Origin of the sequence: Marihabitans asiaticum, assembly GCF_007828725.1 — a bacterium.
GTDB classification, from domain to species: Bacteria; Actinomycetota; Actinomycetes; order Actinomycetales; family Dermatophilaceae; genus Marihabitans; species Marihabitans asiaticum.
The window spans coordinates 238152-253973 of record NZ_VIUW01000001.1; the positions used below are offsets into that span (position 1 = coordinate 238152).

Consider the following 15822-nt stretch of genomic DNA (forward strand, 5'->3'; position numbering starts at 1 on the left):
CCGGTGCACCCAGTTGAGCCGCTGACGGTCCGGGTCGTCGGCTTCGGGATGGGCCCGGACCAGCTCACCCCAGAGGCCGTCGCCGCCCTGCGTCGCAGCGACTACGTCGTCGCCGCGCAGAAGTCGGCGGACGACCCACTGCTCGCCGTCCGCCACGAGATCGCCCACGCGCACGGCCTGGAGATCGTCCCGGTCGCCGACCCCGAGCGGGACCGCAGCGAGCACCCCACGCACGCCGCGTACGAGCGTGCCGTGCAGGACTGGCACGCCGCCAGGGTGCGTGCCTACGCCGACGTCCTGCGCGAGCGGGGTGGCTCGCCCGCCTTCCTCGTGTGGGGCGACCCGGCTCTCTACGACTCGACGATCCGGATCGTGCGGCAGGTGGCCGAGTCCGTCCCCCTTCGCCTCGAGGTCGTTCCGGGCATCAGCGCGCCCCAGCTGCTCGCCGCCCGGCACGCGATCGTCCTGCACGAGATAGGGCAGCCGCTGCACGTCACGACTGCCCGGGCGATGCACGCCGACATCGCGGCCGGTCAGCGCAACCTCTGCGTCATGCTCAGTGCGAGGCTCGATCTCACCGGGCTGGAGGACTGGTCGATCTGGTGGGGGGCCAATCTCGGTACCGCCCACGAGCAGCTCGTCCACGGGCCCGTCGGCGAGGTGACCGACGCGATCGCGAAGGCCCGCGAGCGGGCGCGCCAGAGCGCCGGATGGGTGATGGACACCTGCCTGCTCCGGGCCCCGGGGGGGACCTCATGAGTGCCGATCCGTCGCGGGGCGCCGAAGGTCTGCTCGTCGCCGGTACGACCTCGGACGCGGGCAAGAGCGTCATCACGACCGGCCTGTGCCGCGCCCTGGCCAGGCGGGGGATCGACGTCGCCCCCTACAAGGCGCAGAACATGTCGAACAACTCCATGGTCTGCCTCGGCCCGGACGGGCAGCCCGCAGAGATCGGGCGTGCCCAATGGGTGCAGGCGCTCGCGGCGGGGGTCGAGCCCGAGCCGGCGATGAACCCCGTGCTCCTCAAGCCCGGCAGCGACCGGACGAGCCACGTCGTCGTCATGGGCCGGCCGGCCGGCTCGGTCAGCTCGGCCGACTGGACGAGCGGCCGGGCCCACCTCGCCCGGGCGGCGCACGCCGCCTTCGATGACCTTGCAAGCCGGCACGACGTCGTCGTCGCCGAGGGGGCCGGCTCGCCGACCGAGATCAACCTGCGCGACGGCGACTACGTCAACCTCGGGCTGGCCCAGCACGCCGGGCTGCCCGTCGTCGTCGTCGGTGACATCGACCGTGGGGGAGTCTTCGCCGCGATGCACGGCACCCTTGCGCTGCTTGACCCTGAGGACCAGCGACTCGTGAGCGGCTACGTCGTGAACAAGTTCCGCGGCGATCCCGGCCTCCTCGCCCCAGGCCTGCGCACCCTCGAGCGGGTCACCGGCCGCCCGGTCTACGGGGTGGTCCCGCACGACGAGAGCCTGTGGCTGGACTCCGAGGACGCGCTCGACATCGCCGCCCGTCGTGTCGAAGGGGTCGACGCCCGCCGGGTCGTCGTGATCCGCCTGCCCCGCATCAGCAATGTCACCGACGTCGACGCGCTCGGGCTCGAGCCCGACCTGGACGTGACCTTCACCGGCGACCCGCGAGATATCGACGACGCAGACCTCGTCGTCCTCCCCGGCACCCGCGCCACGATCGCCGACCTTGCCTGGCTGCGCCGTCGCGGTCTCGACACCGCGATCGTCGCCCACGCCCGGCGCGGGCGCCCCCTGCTCGGGATCTGCGGCGGGTTCCAGATGCTCGGCCGCGAGATCGCCGACCCGGACGGGGTGGAGGGCAGGCCCGGTGCCGCCGTCACCGGGCTGGGACTGCTCGACGTGCGCACCGACTTCGTCGCCGAGAAGACCCTGCGCCTGCCCGCCGGTGAGGCGCTCGGCGCCCCGGCGTCCGGCTACGAGATCCACCACGGGCGGATCACGCTCGGAGGTGGCGAGGACTTCCTCGGCGGAGCACGCCAGGGCGCGGTCTACGGCACGATGTGGCACGGCAGCCTCGAGGGAGACGCCTTCCGCCGGGCCTTCCTCGCGACGACGCTCGACCTGCCACCGTCGGCTGTGTCCTTCACCGCGGCCCGGGACGCGCGCCTTGACCGGGCCGGCGACCTCGTCGAGACCCACCTCGACGTCGACGCACTGCTCGACCTCGCCCGTGGCGGTCCGCCGCGCGACCTCCCGACCCTGCGCTCCTGCCTCGTCCCGGCGGGGGCGTCATGAGTGTCCTGCTCCTCGGGGGCACCAGCGAGGCGCGCGAGCTCGCCGCGCTCCTCGTCGAGCGCGACATCCCGGTCCTCAGCTCGCTCGCCGGCCGGGTCGCCCGCCCCCGCCTGCCGGCCGGTCCGGTCCGGATCGGTGGCTTCGGAGGGGTCGACGGGCTGCGGTCGGCCCTCGCCGACCACGACCTCGTCGTCGACGCCACTCACCCCTTCGCCCGAGGCATGAGCGCGAACGCCGAGGCCGCCTGCCAGAGCGAAGGGGTGCCCCTCCTGCGTCTCGAGCGGCCCGGCTGGGCCGTTCGGCCGGGGTGGGAGGTCGTGCCCACCCATGAGGCGGCCGCCGCGCGGGCCTCCCGGGCGGCGGCGCCGCTGCTCACCGTTGGCCGGCAGGAGCTCGCGCGCTATCTGCCCGCGCTCGAGAGGTCGTCCGTCCTCGCCCGGGTCGTCGACGACCCGGACCTGACCCTGCCGCCCACCTGGCGGGTCGTGCTCAGCCGCGGCCCGTACACCCTCGACAGTGAGCTCGAGCTGATGCGCGAGCACGGCACCGATCTGCTCGTGACGAAGAACTCCGGCGGGACCTACACCTGGCCGAAGATGGCCGCGGCCGAGGATCTCGGGGTGCCCGTCGTCGTCATCGCCCGGCCGGCGCCGACCGCAGCTGTCCCCGTGGTCGACTCGGTCACCGACGCCCTGGCCTGGGTGCAGCACCGGATCGAGCCGCAGTCATGAGGGTCCTCGTCACCGGCGGCGTCCGCTCGGGCAAGTCCGCGCACGCGGAGCGCCTGCTCGACGGCGCGGGCGCGGTGACCTACGTGGCACCGGGGCCGACGACGCAGGAGGACTCGGACCCGGACTGGGCGGCGCGGATCCTCGCCCATCAGAGGCGTCGACCGGACACCTGGACCACCCTTGAGAGCCGGGACCTGCCCGGTGCTCTCGGTACCCCGGGACCGGTCCTCCTCGACTGCCTCGGCACCTGGCTCACCGGGCACCTCGACAGCGCCGGACTCTGGGACGCGCCGTCCGAGGTCGTCCGCGGCGCGGTCCGCCGCCAGCTGGCTGCGGCGGTGCAGGTGCTCGCCGAGCGTCCTCGGCAGCCGGCTGACAGCGCCGACAGAGACGTCGACCTCGTCCTCGTGACGAACGAGGTGGGCCTCGGAGTGGTCCCCGAGCACCGCTCCGGGCGGCTCTTCCGCGACCTCCTGGGCGAGGTCAACCAGGTCATCGCGGGCGAGTGCGACGAGGTCCACCTCGTCGTCGCCGGCCGCGTCCTCATCCTCTGACAGGTCGCGAACCCCCTTCGCTCGGCCCGTCAGTACTCCCCCTTCGTCCCTCCGGAGGACGGCCGCGGCGTCCGAGTGAGGCCTCGGTATGCTCGCCTCGTTGCTGGTTCGAGCGAGCGCCCTGGGCGCGAGGTCGAGGCAAGAGGGAAGCCGGTGCGAGACCGGCACTGCCCCGCAGCGGTGAGTGGGAACGACCGTCGTCAACGAGCACTGGGACAGCCCCGGGAAGCGACGACCAGTAGGTGCCGACCTGGCGTGCCCGCGAGTCCGAAGACCTGCCAGCGCACCGGACCCCGCCCGGGGTCTGGTGGTCCGAGGCCTCGTGGGAGGGCCGACGCCAGGCAGCTGATGCTCGGGCATGCCCACCTCCTCGGATCGCGTCACCGACCGATCTCGCGAAGGAGAGACATGTCGACCATCCAGCCCCGTGCGCGCCGCGCCGCGCTCATCCTCACCGCCACCGCCGGGGTGGCTCTCGCCGGCTGCGCCGGGCCTCCCGACTCAGGAGACGCCTCGAGCAGCACCAGCGGCGCCGCCAGCTCTAGCGCCGCCGAGTACCCGGTCGAGGTCGAGAGCTGCGGGCACACCTCGACGGTGAAGCAGGCCCCGACGAAGGCGATCACCCTCAACCAGGGGGCGACCGAGGTCATGCTCGCCCTCGGACTCGAGGACTCGATGGCCGGCACCGCCTACCTCGACGATGCCGTCGCCCCGCGGTGGAAGACCGCCTACGAGAGCGTACCCGTGCTCGCCAAGGAGTACCCCAGCCACGAGAAGATCCTCGCGACCGACCCCGACTTCGTCTACGCGTCGTACGGCAGCGCCTTCGAGGACAAGGTGGCCGGCACCCAGGCCGAGCTGGACGCCGACTCGGTCGCCTCCTACCTCTCCCCCTTCGGCTGCGACGACAAGGCACAGCGCCCCGATCCCTCCTTCGACGCGGTCTGGGACGAGGTCGACGAGGTCGCGGAGGCCTTCGGCGTCGAGGACCGCGCCGAGCAGATCCGCACCGACCAGCAGGCAGTCCTGGAAGAGGTCAAGGACGTCGCGAAGGGCAAGACCGTCCTCTGGTACGACGGCGGCACGAAGACGCCGAACGTCGGTGCGGGCGGGGGTTCGCCGCAGGTCGTCATGGATGCGATCGGGGCGACGAACATCTTCGCCGACCTCGAGGGGGGTTGGGGTGAGGGCAGCTGGGAGCAGGTCGTCGAGGCCGACCCGGACGTCATCGTCCTCGCCGACGCGGCGTGGGACTCCGCGAAGGACAAGCGCGCGCACCTGGAGTCCGACCCGGCTTTGACGAAGCTCAATGCGGTCCAGGACAGTGCCTTCATCACCGTGCCCTTCTCCGAGACGACCGCAGGCGTGCGGCTCGCCGACGGCGTGGCCTCGGTCGCCGACCAGGTCGAGCAGCTGCGGCGGTGAGCACTGCCGGGACGTCCCTGACGCAGCGGCGGTGGCGTGAGCGCCCACGGGTGCTGCTCGTCCTCGCCCTGGTCGGCTGCGTCACGCTGCTCGTCAGCGCGGTGCTCGCGCTCGGGGTCGGGTCGGTCCCCGTCGCCCCACACGCCGTCGTCGACGTCGTGCTGCAGCGGATGGGCGCCGACGTCCCGGCTGAGGTCCTCGCGGACCGGATCGTCTGGGACCTGCGGATGCCGCGCGTCCTCGGGGCCGCCGCCGCGGGGACCGCGCTCGCCGGCTGCGGAGCGGTGCTGCAGTCGCTCACCCGCAACGATCTCGCTGACCCCTACCTCCTGGGCATCGCCAGCGGAGCCCAGGCCGGGGCGGTGAGCGTCATCGTCCTCGGTGTCGGGGTGGGCGGGCTGGCCGGGGCCGCGGCACTCACCGTGGCCGGTTTCGCCGGGGCGCTCGCAGCGCTCATCGCCGTCCTCGCCCTCGCGGCCGGTCGCTCCGGCGAGCTGAGCCCGGTCCGGGTGGTGCTCGCCGGGGTGGTCGTCGCGTACGTGTCGTCGGCCTACTCCTCGCTCGTCGTTCTCGCCGGCGACGGCGACGCCGCTCGCCGGGTGCTCAGCTGGACGCTCGGGTCCTTCGCCGGGATCCGGTGGACCTCGGCGGCGGTTCTCGTCGTCGTGGCGCTGCTCTCCGTGGTCGCCTTTGTCGCGGTGGCCGACGCCCTCGACGCCTTCGCCTTCGGTGAGTCCGCGGCTCGCTCGCTGGGCGTCCCGGTGAGCGCGATGCGCTGGGCCCTCATGGTCGCGACGGCGCTGGTCACGGCCGGTGTCGTCGCTCAGGTCGGCGCGATCGGCTTCGTCGGGCTCGTGGTGCCCCATGTCGCCCGGCTGCTCGTCGGACCCCGCCACCGCCTGCTCCTGCCCGCCTCGGCGTTGATCGGGGCGATCCTCATGGTCTGGGCGGACACGGTCGCGCGCTCGGTCGTCGAGGGGTCAGAGGTGCCCGTCGGCGTGATCACCGCGCTCGTGGGCGCCCCCTTCTTCGCCTGGCTGCTCCGCCGCGGCTCCGGGCAGGGGGTCGCCGGATGAGGCTCGAGATCGACGAGGTCGGGGTCCGGATCGGCGACGCCGTCCTGCTGGACGCGGTGAGCCTGGCACCCCGGCCTGGCCGGGTCACCGGGGTCCTCGGACCGAACGGGTGCGGCAAGACCACCCTGCTGTCCGTGGTCGGCGGTGTGCGCCGCCCGACGAGCGGCCAGGTCCGTCTCGACGGGGAGGACCTGCACGCGATGAGGGGTCGTCGGCGCGCGCGGACGCTGGCCCTGCTCGAGCAGGAGGCGAGCACGACCCTGCCGCTCACCGCCCGTGAGGTCGTCGCGACCGGGCGCATCCCGCACCGCTCGCTGCTGGCCCCGGCGGACCGGGAAGGCGGCGCGGTCATCAGCGCCGCGCTCGCGACCGTCGACGCGACCCAACTCACCGACCGCCTGTGGACGAGCCTGTCGGGCGGTGAGCGTCAGCGGGTTCACCTCGCCCGCGCCCTGGCCCAGGAGCCGTCGGTGCTCCTCCTCGACGAGCCGACGAACCATCTCGACCTCGCCCACCAGCTGACCTTCCTCGAGCGGGTACGCGAGCTGGGCCTGACGACGCTCGTCTCGTTGCACGACCTCAACCTCGCCGCGGCCTTCTGCGACGACGTCGTCGTGCTGCGCGCCGGCCGGGTCCGCGGTCTGGGGCCGGTCGAGGAGGTCCTCACGGCCGATCTCGTCCGCGAGGTCTACGACGTCGAGGTGACCGTCGAGCCGCACCCGCGGCGGGAGCACCCGGTGATCCGGTGGGACGGTCCGGTGACGGCATGACCACGGGCGAAGGGGTGAGCCCGGGCGACGGGGTCACCGGCGGTCGGTCTGTGGAGGTCCTCGTCGGTATGTCGGTCGCCGAGATCGCGTCGCGCCGTGACCTCGCCGCAGCGGCGCGACGTCGCGGCGCCGAGGTCGCCTACCTTCAGCACGGGGACCCCTCGCTCGGCGCGGCGCTCGCGCGGGCGGTAGACGGCGGCGCCAGCGAGGTCCGGCTCGTCGGGGTCGACCTCGCGGGATCAGCGCCCGGGGTGTCCTGGCTGCGTCGGGTGGTCGCGCACTGGACACGGACCTGGTCCGGCGACCCGGTCCTCGTGGCGGTAGCCGAGCGTCACGCCGTCGACCTCGCCGACGAGATCGGGATCGACGAGCGGGTCGCCTCTGCACGTCCGCTCACCGGTCGGGAGGCGGGGCTGACATCGGTGGCGTGGGAGCGGGTGCCGAGCCACCGCCATCAGGTCTTCGTCTGTCGCGGTCCACGGTGTGCCGCGGCTGGGGGAGCGCAGACCCAGCGCGCGATCGTGGCCGCGCTGGCCGAGCGGGGTCTGGGTGACGACGACGTCCTCGTCACCGTCACCGGGTGCCAGTTCCCGTGCAACCATGCACCGCTGGTCTCGGTCCAGCCCGACGACGTCTGGTACGGGCGGGTGGATCCGGCCGCTGCGGGGCGCGTCGTCGCCGAGCATCTCGTCGACGGCGTCCCGGTCGCGGAGCACCGGCTCCCGCGCTGAGTCGCGATCGCCGCCGGGGCCATAGAGACGTCCGGGTCGTCAGTGGTCGGGGACGGTGCCGGCCCGCGCGACGACCTCCGCCAGGCTGGCGCAGACAAGGGCTGCGACGAGCCCGACCCGGCGCGTGATCCGGACGGCGGCGGTGATGTCGTCGGCCGTCGGGGGGCGCCCGGACCCCAGGACGGCGCGGTGCTCGACGACGCCACCGGGGTAGTGGTTCGTGCCGCCGAGACGGACCCCCAGTGTGCCGGCGACGGTGGCTTCGGGGATCCCGGCGTTCGGGCTCGGATGGCTCCTGGCATCTGCCCGCCAGGTCGCCCACGCAGCCGGGGCGCGGGGCGGCGCGGCGGCCATGACGAGGAGGCCGGTGAGTCGGGCGCCGGGCAGGTTGAGCAGGTCGTCGAGCCGGGCGCTGGCCCAGCCGAAGCGGGCGTAGCGCTCCGAGCGGTAGCCAACCATCGCGTCGAGGGTGTTCGCGGCGCGGTAGGCGAGCAGGCCGGGCACGCCGGCCAGGGCGCCCCAGACGAGAGGCGCGACGACGGCGTCCGAGGTGTTCTCGGCAAGGGTCTCGACGGTGGCGCGGGCGATGCCGTCAGTGTGGAGCGCCCCGGTGTCACGGCCGACGATCCGGCCGACCTGGCGGCGGGCGTCCTCGAGCTCGGGCGCTTCGCCGTGCTCAGCGCGGGCGAGTGCCTTCTGCGCCGCCAGTGCCTCCCGCTCGAGGCTGCGGCCGCCGAGGACCACCCAGGTCACCGCGGCGGTCGCGACCCCCTTCGCGATGGGTCGTCCACGGCAGGCCCGCTCGGCGGCGACGCCCACCGCCGCGGACCCGCCGACGATCAGCCCGGTGTAGACCGCGCCGCGGGCCCGGGAGTCCGCGTAGACCCTCCCTTCGAGGGCTGCGGCCAGCCGGCCGAGGCCCGCGACCGGGTGACCGCGCCGAGGGTCGCCGAGCAGCCGGTCGGCGAGGTACCCGGCGAGGAGCCCGGCAGCCCGGGCGCTCACGCGAGGCCGACGAGGACTGCGGCGAGACAGGCCTCGATGCTCGCGCCGAAGACATCGCCGTTCACCCCACCGAGTCGGCGCACGACCCGTCGCAGCAGCACGACGACCACGGCCAGACCGACGAGCATCGCGAGCGCACCACGCCACCACGGCCACCCGGCCCACGCAGCGAGGGCGGTGAGCACGAGGGCCGCGAGCAGCGATCCGGCTACGGCTGCCCATCGGGCCACGCTCTCGGTGTAGATACGCCCGATGCCTTCGACCTCGGCGGCCGGGACCCCGCGGGAGCAGCAGAGCAGCAGAGCGGTCCGGGAGAGGCAGACGGCGACGCCGGCGACGACCGCCGAGCGGTAGGGGTGCGACGAGCCCGCGATCGAGGCGAAGGCGGCGGCCTGGGTCCCGAGGACGAGCAGGGTCGCGGCGACCCCCGCGGGGCCGGAGGTACTCGTGTGCATGACGGCGAGGCTGCGCTCGCGGTCGTACGAGGCGGTGAGACCGTCTGCCACGTCGGAGAGCCCGTCGATGTGCAGGCACCGGGTGCCGAGCGCGAGGGCGGTGACCGCGAGCAGGCCGGTCACCCCGGTGCTGAGCCCCACGAGCTGGCCACCGGCGACGACCAGCGTCACCGCGAGGCCGAGGGGGAGCACGGCAACGGGCGAGACAAGCATCGCCACGCCGGTGCGTTGCCGGTCCACCGTCGACGGCGGCGGCATCGGCACGACGGTGAGCGTGCCCACCGCGAGGCGCCAGCCGTCGCGGACGATCACACGCCCAGCTCCTCGAGCAGGGCGACCTCGCGCAGCACCGCGACAGCGCTGCGCAGCACCGGGACTGCGGTGACGGCACCGGAGCCCTCACCCAGGCGCATCCCGAGATCGAGCAGCGGGTCGAGCCCGAGGGCCTCGAGGGCGAGCGACTGGCCGGGCTCGGGAGAGCGGTGCCCGGCGATGAACCAGTCCCTCGCCCCAGGGTCGATCCGCTCGGCCACGAGCGCGCAGGCCACGCTCATGAGCCCGTCGAGCACGACCGGGACTCCGGACCGGGCGGCCTGGAGGAGGTAGGCGGTGGCGGCCGCGAGATCGGCCGAGCCGAGCGCGGCGAGCACCTCGCGCGGGTCGCCCCGACGTGGCCCGCACCGGTCGAGGGCCTGGTCGACAAGATCGGTCTTGTGCCGGAGGGTGGGCTCGTCGATGCCGGTGCCCCGGCCGACGACCTCGCCTGCCCGCAGGTCGAGGACGGCCGAGATCATCGCCGCCGCCGGGGTGGTGTTGCCGATGCCCATGTCACCGCTGAGCAGCAGCTGGGCGCCGTCCGCGATCGCGTCGCGGGCCACCTCCGCACCGGCCTCGAGGGCTCGCTCTAGCTCGTCGGGGGTCAGCGCGTCCTCGAGGTGGATGGCTCCGCTCGAGCGGCGCACCTTGTGGCGGGTGAGCTCGGACCGGGTCGTCTCGTCGAGGTCGGCGAAGTCGTCGTCCACCCCGAGGTCGAGTACGCGCACCCGCACGTCGTGCGCGGCGGCGAGCGCGCTCACCCCGGCCGACCCGGCGAGGAAGGTGCGCACCATCGCCCCCGTGATCGCTGGGGGGAAGGCAGACACCCCGTGCTCGGCGACCCCGTGGTCACCCGCGAAGATCGTCAGCCGCACGTCCTCGAGGGGCCGAGGGGGGACCTGGCCCTGGCAGGCGGCGACCTGCACCGCCAGGCCGCCGAGGCGGCCCAGCGCGCCGGGTGGGGTAGCGAGTGCCCCCAGGCGCCTCTCGGCGTGCTCCCGGGCGGCGCGAGAGGGGGCAGACATGCGGCTCATCGGGTGTCTCCGTCCTGAGGGGATAGATGGTCGAGCGTGTCGAGCGCGGCGAGCAGCTGCCGCGTGACGTCGGGGGACCGGACCGCTATCCGGACCCAGCGGTCGTTCAGCCCGGGGAAGGTGTCGGCCCGGCGGACCGCGACGCCGACATCGCGCAGGGCGGCGTGCCGCCCTGCGCCGACCTCGGCGAGGACGAAGGAAGCGTCGGATGGCAGGACTCGTATGCCTCGTGCGGACAGTGCGTGGATCAGCTCGTCGCGCCACCCGGCGAGCTGATCGGCCCGGCGCCGACCCTCCGCGACCGCGCGGTCATCGCTGCAGGCCTCGATGGCCGCGAGCGCAGGTGTCGAGACCGGCCACGACGGCTGGAGTGCGCCGAGCTCGGCGACGAGCGAGGGTGCGGCGAGGAGGTAGCCGGCTCGCACGCCGGGGATGGACCAGTGCTTGGTGAGGCTGCGGACGACGACAAGGGCGCCCCCTGGCTCCTCGGCGAGGCTCTCGGTCTCGCCCGGCACGACGTCCATGAAGGCCTCGTCGACGACGACGACCCGCCCGGTGCGGATCAGGGCGGCGATCGCCTCGCGGGGGTGCAGCACGCCGGTCGGGTTGGTCGGGTTGCCGATGACGACGAGGTCGGCCTGCTCGGGCACCTCGGCCGGGTCGAGCGCGAAATTGTCCTCGGGTCGGCAGAGCACGGTGTGCACGCTGTGCCCGGCCTGGAGCAGCGCGGCGTGCGGCTCGGTGAACTGCGGGTGCACGACGACGGGGTGGCGCCACGGGCGCAGGCGGGCGAGCAGGGTGAAGGCCTCTGCCGCCCCTGCGCAGAGGAGCACCTCGTCCGCGTCACGTCCGTGGCGGCGAGCGACGGCGGTGCGCGCGGCCCTCGCGTCCGGGTAGCGCTCGACCTGCTCGAGCGAGCCGGCGAGGGCGGCGTCGAGCCACGTCGGTCGCGGCCCGGGATAGACGTTGACCGCGAGGTCGAGGAGTCCAGGACCGACCTCGGCGTCACCGTGATGATCGAGGGGGCGCACGACCGGGTCGGTGGGCGTGTCGTCGGGGCCGACCGTGCCGGCAGCCCCCTCTGCGTCCACCGCACGACTTTCGGCTGCCACCGCACGGCTCGCGATGGAGGCTGCGGGCGCGGCGTGCGCCGCATCGGCGAGCCGCTGGGCGAGCCGCGGGTGCCCCGCCCAGTGCACGTGGAGGTAGGAGGCATGCAGGCTGGGTCCACCGAATCCGGTCGGCGCGTCGTCGATCTGCCACGCGGGGACCGACCCGTGGACCGGGTCCGTGGCGGTGCGGTGGAACTCGTGGCCGGTGACCCGCTCACCCGCCCGGGTGAGCAGGGTGTCGGTGGGGGCGAACGCCTCGGGGTAGCGCAGGGTGAGGCGGGTGGCCATCGCGGCGGTGACCGGCAGTGCGCCGGCCATCGGATGGTCGTCGAGGGTGCGCGCGAGGTAGAGCAGACCCGCGCACTCCGCGACCGTGGGCACCCCTGCAGCAACGGCGGCGCGCAGGTCGGCGAGCAGCTCGGTGTTCTCGGCCAGCTCGTCGGCGTGCACCTCGGGGAACCCGCCGCCGAGATAGATCGCCCGGGTCCCCGGTGGGAGGGCCCGATCACGAAGGGGGTCGAAGGGGGTGACCGCGCACCCGGCCGCGGTGAGCAGCTCGTCGACTTCTGGGTAGCGGAAGGTGAACGCCCGCCCCCCGGCGACCGCGACGACGGGCCGCTCGCCCGCGGCGCCCGCGCCGGCGGGAGCGGTGACCACGGTCTGGGGGTCCCACGGCTCTACGTCAAGGTCCGGTGCGTCTGCCGCGAGCGCGAGGACGGCGTCGAGGTCGACGTGCTCGGCCACCCGCTCGCCGAGCAGCTCGACCAGCCCGGCGACGTCATCGCGCTCGGCGGCCGTGACGAGGCCGAGGTGGCGCGACGGGGTCTCGAGGTCGGCGTCTCGCGGCACCGCCCCGAGCACCGGCAGCCCGATGTCGTCGAGCGCCGCTGTGATCTCGGCGTCGTTGCGGGGCGAGCCCGCGCGGTTGAGGATCACCCCGGCCACGTTGACCCCGGGGTCGAAGTCACGCATGCCGAGCGCGACCGCCGCGGCGGTGCGCGACATGCGCGACACGTCGAGGACGAGGATGACGGGCGTGCGGGTGAGTCGGGCGACGTGCGCGGTCGAGGAGGACCCTCCGGTGCCCAGTCGCCCGTCGTGCAGGCCCATGACCCCTTCGATGACGGCCACGTCCGCACCGCGGGCACCGTGCAGGAGCAGGGGCGCGACGAGGTCTTCGCCGACGAGGTGCGGGTCGAGGTTGCGTCCCGGGCGCCCGGTAGCCACCGCGTGGTACCCCGGGTCGATGTAGTCGGGGCCGACCTTGTGAGGGCTCACCTCTCGACCACCGTGCCTCAGCGCGGCCATGAGCCCGGTGGCGATCGTCGTCTTGCCCTGGCCGGTCGACGGCGCCGCGACGACGACGCGCGGCAGCCGAGTCACCACGCCCGGCTCACCACTCGATCCCCCGCTGGCCCTTCTGACCGGCGTCCATCGGGTGCTTGACCTTCGCCATCTCGGTCACGAGGTCGGCCGCGTCGATCAGCCGCGGGTCAGCACGGCGGCCGGTGATGACGACGTGCTGGTGCCCGGGCCGGTGGGTGAGCACGTCGACGACCTCGTCGACGTCGACCCAGCCCCAGCCCATCGGGTAGGTGAACTCGTCGAGGATGAGCAGGTCGTGCCGCTCCTCGGCGAGCCGCCGGGTGATCTCGTGCCAGCCCTCGACGGCGGCGCTCGCATGGTCGACCTCATCGCCCTGCTTGCGGCTCCAGGACCATCCCGATCCCATCTTGTGCCACTCGACCGGTCCCCCTTCGCCGGTCTCCTCGTGCAGTCGGCCGAGCCGCTCGAGGACGGTCTGCTCACCGATCCGCCACTTCGCGGACTTGACGAACTGGAAGACCCCGATCCGCCAGCCCTGGTTCCAGCCGCGCAGCGCGAGGCCGAAGGCGGCAGAGGACTTCCCCTTGCCGTCGCCGGTGTGGACCATGAGCAGCGGACGGTTGCGGCGCTGCCGGGTCGTCAGGCCGTCGTCGGGTACCCGGCTGGGCTGCCCCTTCGGCATCAGGCTGCCCCCACCGATCGCCGCGAGGCCGGTGCCACCCGGGAGCCGTCACCGCGTCCGAGGCTGTCGCTCACGGCGGAGGTCAGAGCGGTCGCGTCGACCTGGTCGACCGCCAGGTGCTCGGCGCCGAGCCGCCCGGCGAGGTCGCGGGCCAGACCGAGCCGGAAGGGCCCGGCCTCTCCGTCGACGACGACCGTGCTCACCCCCAGCCGCGCGACGACGTCGGCGGCCTGAAGCGAGCGGGCGACCGCGTCGCGCCCTCCGGTGGCGCGTCCGTCGGTGACGACGACGAGCAGCGGGCGAAGGTGGGGGTCGCGCACCCGCTCGCGCAGGAGGACCTCGGTGGCTTCGAGCAAGCCCTCGGCCAGCGGGGTGCGTCCGCCGGCAGGGAGCTCCTCGAGCCGGCGGGCGGCGATCTCGACGCTGTGGGTCGGGGGCAGGTCGGTGCTCGCCGCGCTCCCACGGAAGGTGATCAGGCCGACCTTGTCCCGCCTCCGGTAGGCGTCGAGGAGGAGCGAGAGGACGGCAGTCTTGACCTGGGTCATCCGGCGCCGCGCGGCCATCGAGCCGGAGGCGTCGACGCAGAAGAGCACGAGGTTGGCCTCCCGCCCTTCGCGCACCGCCACCCGCAGGTCGGCGCTGCGCAGCTCGACCCGACGCGGCCCGCTGGCGGGCGGGCCCTGGTGGCCGGCAGCCGCCTTGAGCGTCTCGACGAGGTGCAGCGAGCCGTTGCTGCCAGGGCGCGCCCCGACCCGTCGCCCGCGCTGGGCGATGGCCCGGCTGCGCCGACCGTCGCTGCCCTCGCCGACCCCGGTGACGGTGAGCAGACGGGGTCGGTAGGGCGCCGATGCCCCGATCACCTGGCCCGGGGTGTCGGGTGCAGCGCTACCCGGAGGTGGGCTCGGGGCGTCGTCTGCGGACTGCTCACCCGGCTCGGTGTGCGGCGCACTCTCCGAGCGGGTCGGCTCCGAGCTGTCGGCACCCGGGCTCGAGGGGTCGGACTCGGTGGAGGGGGGCGAGCCCTCCGGCTGCGTCGCGGGCCCATCGTCGGAGCGCGAGTCCGGCCCGCTGCCTGGTCCGTCACCGGAGTCCGGACCGTCGTCACCCGGCGGGGGCGGCGGGGGCGGCGGGTCCTCGTCAAGCAGCTGGTCGAGCAGGTCCTCGTCGATGCCAGGGGCGTCGAAGGGGTTGCGGCGCCGGCGATGCGGAAGGGCCAGCAGGGCGGCCTGGCGGATGTCCTCGCGGGTCACCTCGGTCCGCCCGTGCCAGACGGCGTGCGCGAGGGCTGTGCGGGCCATGACGATGTCGGCGCGCAGGCCGTCGACCTCGAAGCCGGCGCACACCTGCGCGATGGTGAGCAGCGCGCGCTCGTCGAGGTGGGCCTTGGTCAGGCGGTCGCGGGCCGCGGCGATCCGCCGGGTCAGGTCGGCCTCGACCGGTGCGTGCTCGGCGACGAAGCCGGCCGGGTCGGTGTCGAAGCGCATGCGACGGCGCACGACGTCGGCACGCTGCACCGGGTCTCGTGGTGCGGCGATCTCGACGGTGAGGCCGAAGCGGTCGAGGAGCTGGGGCCGCAGCTCGCCCTCTTCCGGGTTCATCGTGCCGACAAGGATGAAGCGGGCGTCGTGCTCGACCGAGATCCCGTCGCGCTCGACGGTGGATCGACCCATCGCTGCCGCGTCCAGCAGCAGGTCGACGAGGTGATCGTGCAGCAGGTTGACCTCGTCGACGTAGAGCAGCCCACGGTGGGCGCGGGCGAGGAGGCCGGGCTCGTACTCGACCTGGCCGGAGGACAGAGCCCGCTCGAGGTGCAGCGAGCCGAGCACCCTGTCCTCGGTGGCTCCGACCGGCAGCTCGACGAGTCGGACGGGGCGGGTGCGACGGGCCTCCTCCGCGAAGGGCCCGTCCGGGGAGGTCGCACCCGGGTCGTCCGGGTCGCTGGAGAAGCGGTCGCCGTCGTAGACGTCGATCTCGGGGAGGACCGCGGCGAGGGCGCGGACGGCCGTCGACTTCGCGGTGCCCTTCTCACCACGCACGAGCACGCCACCGATCTCCGGGGAGATCGTCGTGAGGACGAGCGCGAGCCCCATCGGGTCGAGGTCGTCAGGCGCGCAGCCGAGGACTGCGGAGAAGGGGTACTGCACCGGCATCTGAGGCTCCCGCTCGATCGGCCATCGTCGTCGGCGCGAGGCCGGTCTTCGGACTCGACCCCTTCGAGGGGTCACACCGCAGCGGGCCTGTGCCGGAGTCTCACCGGCTTCCCAGATTCTCCCCGTCGCCGGATCCCACGCGGGGACGACGTCGGGGCACCTCGTGCCACCGCCACGATAACGTGC

At 74.1% G+C, this 15822-nt stretch carries 14 protein-coding genes and 2 riboswitches; of the genes, 8 read left to right on the forward strand and 6 right to left on the reverse strand.

Annotated elements, in window-relative coordinates; genetic code table 11:
• The first annotated feature begins 3 nt into the window (after window positions 1–3).
• The 8 genes from cobF (at window position 4) to FB557_RS01105 (ending at window position 7557) form a co-directional block, all read left to right on the forward strand.
• A complete protein-coding gene (gene cobF, locus FB557_RS01070; protein WP_246074285.1) occupies window positions 4–759 on the forward strand; it encodes a precorrin-6A synthase (deacetylating) in 756 nt (251 codons plus the stop codon).
• On the forward strand, window positions 756–2270 hold the full coding sequence (locus FB557_RS01075; protein ID WP_144854850.1) for a cobyric acid synthase: 1515 nt from the start codon (window positions 756–758) through the stop codon (window positions 2268–2270). The genes cobF and FB557_RS01075 overlap by 4 nt, the downstream gene beginning before the upstream one ends.
• Window positions 2267–3001, forward strand: coding sequence for a cobalt-precorrin-6A reductase (locus tag FB557_RS01080; protein ID WP_144854852.1), 735 nt, complete (start codon window positions 2267–2269; stop codon window positions 2999–3001). Before FB557_RS01075 ends, FB557_RS01080 begins: the two co-directional genes overlap by 4 nt.
• Window positions 2998–3555: a bifunctional adenosylcobinamide kinase/adenosylcobinamide-phosphate guanylyltransferase gene (locus FB557_RS01085; protein ID WP_144854854.1), complete on the forward strand. Its 558-nt coding sequence runs from the start codon at window positions 2998–3000 to the stop codon at window positions 3553–3555. The genes FB557_RS01080 and FB557_RS01085 overlap by 4 nt, the downstream gene beginning before the upstream one ends.
• Window positions 3556–3642: 87 nt before the next feature.
• Window positions 3643–3852: riboswitch (cobalamin riboswitch) on the forward strand.
• Window positions 3853–3963: 111 nt separating this feature from the next.
• A complete protein-coding gene (locus tag FB557_RS01090; protein ID WP_144854856.1) occupies window positions 3964–4980 on the forward strand; it encodes an ABC transporter substrate-binding protein in 1017 nt (338 codons plus the stop codon).
• Window positions 4977–6056, forward strand: coding sequence for a FecCD family ABC transporter permease (locus tag FB557_RS01095; RefSeq protein ID WP_246074287.1), 1080 nt, complete (start codon window positions 4977–4979; stop codon window positions 6054–6056). Before FB557_RS01090 ends, FB557_RS01095 begins: the two co-directional genes overlap by 4 nt.
• Entirely contained in the window at window positions 6053–6826 is a 774-nt protein-coding gene (locus tag FB557_RS01100) for an ABC transporter ATP-binding protein (protein WP_144854858.1), read from the forward strand. The genes FB557_RS01095 and FB557_RS01100 overlap by 4 nt, the downstream gene beginning before the upstream one ends.
• Window positions 6823–7557, forward strand: a complete 735-nt coding sequence (locus tag FB557_RS01105) for a (2Fe-2S) ferredoxin domain-containing protein (RefSeq protein ID WP_144854860.1) — start codon at window positions 6823–6825, stop codon at window positions 7555–7557. The genes FB557_RS01100 and FB557_RS01105 overlap by 4 nt, the downstream gene beginning before the upstream one ends.
• 39 nt (window positions 7558–7596) lie before the next feature.
• On the opposite strand, the gene FB557_RS01110 is transcribed toward FB557_RS01105, so the two are convergent.
• The 6 genes from FB557_RS01110 to FB557_RS01130 are packed head-to-tail and all read right to left on the reverse strand — an operon-like array spanning window position 7597 to window position 15636.
• Window positions 7597–8562, reverse strand: coding sequence for a cobalamin biosynthesis protein (locus FB557_RS01110; protein ID WP_211356448.1), 966 nt, complete (start codon window positions 8560–8562; stop codon window positions 7597–7599).
• Window positions 8559–9329 carry an adenosylcobinamide-GDP ribazoletransferase gene (locus FB557_RS14265; protein ID WP_246074289.1) on the reverse strand — a complete coding sequence of 257 codons (771 nt, stop codon included), beginning with the start codon at window positions 9327–9329 and terminating at the stop codon, window positions 8559–8561. The genes FB557_RS01110 and FB557_RS14265 overlap by 4 nt, the downstream gene beginning before the upstream one ends.
• Window positions 9326–10366: a nicotinate-nucleotide--dimethylbenzimidazole phosphoribosyltransferase gene (gene cobT, locus FB557_RS01115; RefSeq protein ID WP_144854864.1), complete on the reverse strand. Its 1041-nt coding sequence runs from the start codon at window positions 10364–10366 to the stop codon at window positions 9326–9328. Before cobT ends, FB557_RS14265 begins: the two co-directional genes overlap by 4 nt.
• Complete coding sequence (cobBC, locus tag FB557_RS01120) at window positions 10363–12864, reverse strand: bifunctional hydrogenobyrinic acid a,c-diamide synthase/histidinol phosphate aminotransferase CobBC (protein WP_246074291.1); 2502 nt, start codon at window positions 12862–12864, stop codon at window positions 10363–10365. The genes cobT and cobBC overlap by 4 nt, the downstream gene beginning before the upstream one ends.
• Before the next feature lie 7 nt (window positions 12865–12871).
• Window positions 12872–13486 carry a cob(I)yrinic acid a,c-diamide adenosyltransferase gene (cobO, locus tag FB557_RS01125; protein ID WP_144854866.1) on the reverse strand — a complete coding sequence of 205 codons (615 nt, stop codon included), beginning with the start codon at window positions 13484–13486 and terminating at the stop codon, window positions 12872–12874.
• Window positions 13486–15636, reverse strand: coding sequence for a VWA domain-containing protein (locus tag FB557_RS01130; protein ID WP_144854868.1), 2151 nt, complete (start codon window positions 15634–15636; stop codon window positions 13486–13488). The genes cobO and FB557_RS01130 overlap by 1 nt, the downstream gene beginning before the upstream one ends.
• Window positions 15637–15658: 22 nt before the next feature.
• A riboswitch (cobalamin riboswitch) is annotated at window positions 15659–15815 on the reverse strand.
• Window positions 15816–15822 lie beyond the last annotated feature (7 nt).

Coding starts and splice junctions, on each gene's coding strand:
- FB557_RS01075 (WP_144854850.1), top strand. CDS start 756: ATGAGTGCCGATCCGTCGCGGGGCGCCGAAGGTCTGCTCGTCGCCGGT.
- FB557_RS01080 (WP_144854852.1), top strand. CDS start 2,267: ATGAGTGTCCTGCTCCTCGGGGGCACCAGCGAGGCGCGCGAGCTCGCC.
- FB557_RS01085 (WP_144854854.1), top strand. CDS start 2,998: ATGAGGGTCCTCGTCACCGGCGGCGTCCGCTCGGGCAAGTCCGCGCAC.
- FB557_RS01090 (WP_144854856.1), top strand. CDS start 3,964: ATGTCGACCATCCAGCCCCGTGCGCGCCGCGCCGCGCTCATCCTCACC.
- FB557_RS01100 (WP_144854858.1), top strand. CDS start 6,053: ATGAGGCTCGAGATCGACGAGGTCGGGGTCCGGATCGGCGACGCCGTC.
- FB557_RS01105 (WP_144854860.1), top strand. CDS start 6,823: ATGACCACGGGCGAAGGGGTGAGCCCGGGCGACGGGGTCACCGGCGGT.
- cobT (WP_144854864.1), bottom strand. CDS start 10,366: ATGAGCCGCATGTCTGCCCCCTCTCGCGCCGCCCGGGAGCACGCCGAG.
- cobO (WP_144854866.1), bottom strand. CDS start 13,486: ATGCCGAAGGGGCAGCCCAGCCGGGTACCCGACGACGGCCTGACGACC.
- FB557_RS01130 (WP_144854868.1), bottom strand. CDS start 15,636: ATGCCGGTGCAGTACCCCTTCTCCGCAGTCCTCGGCTGCGCGCCTGAC.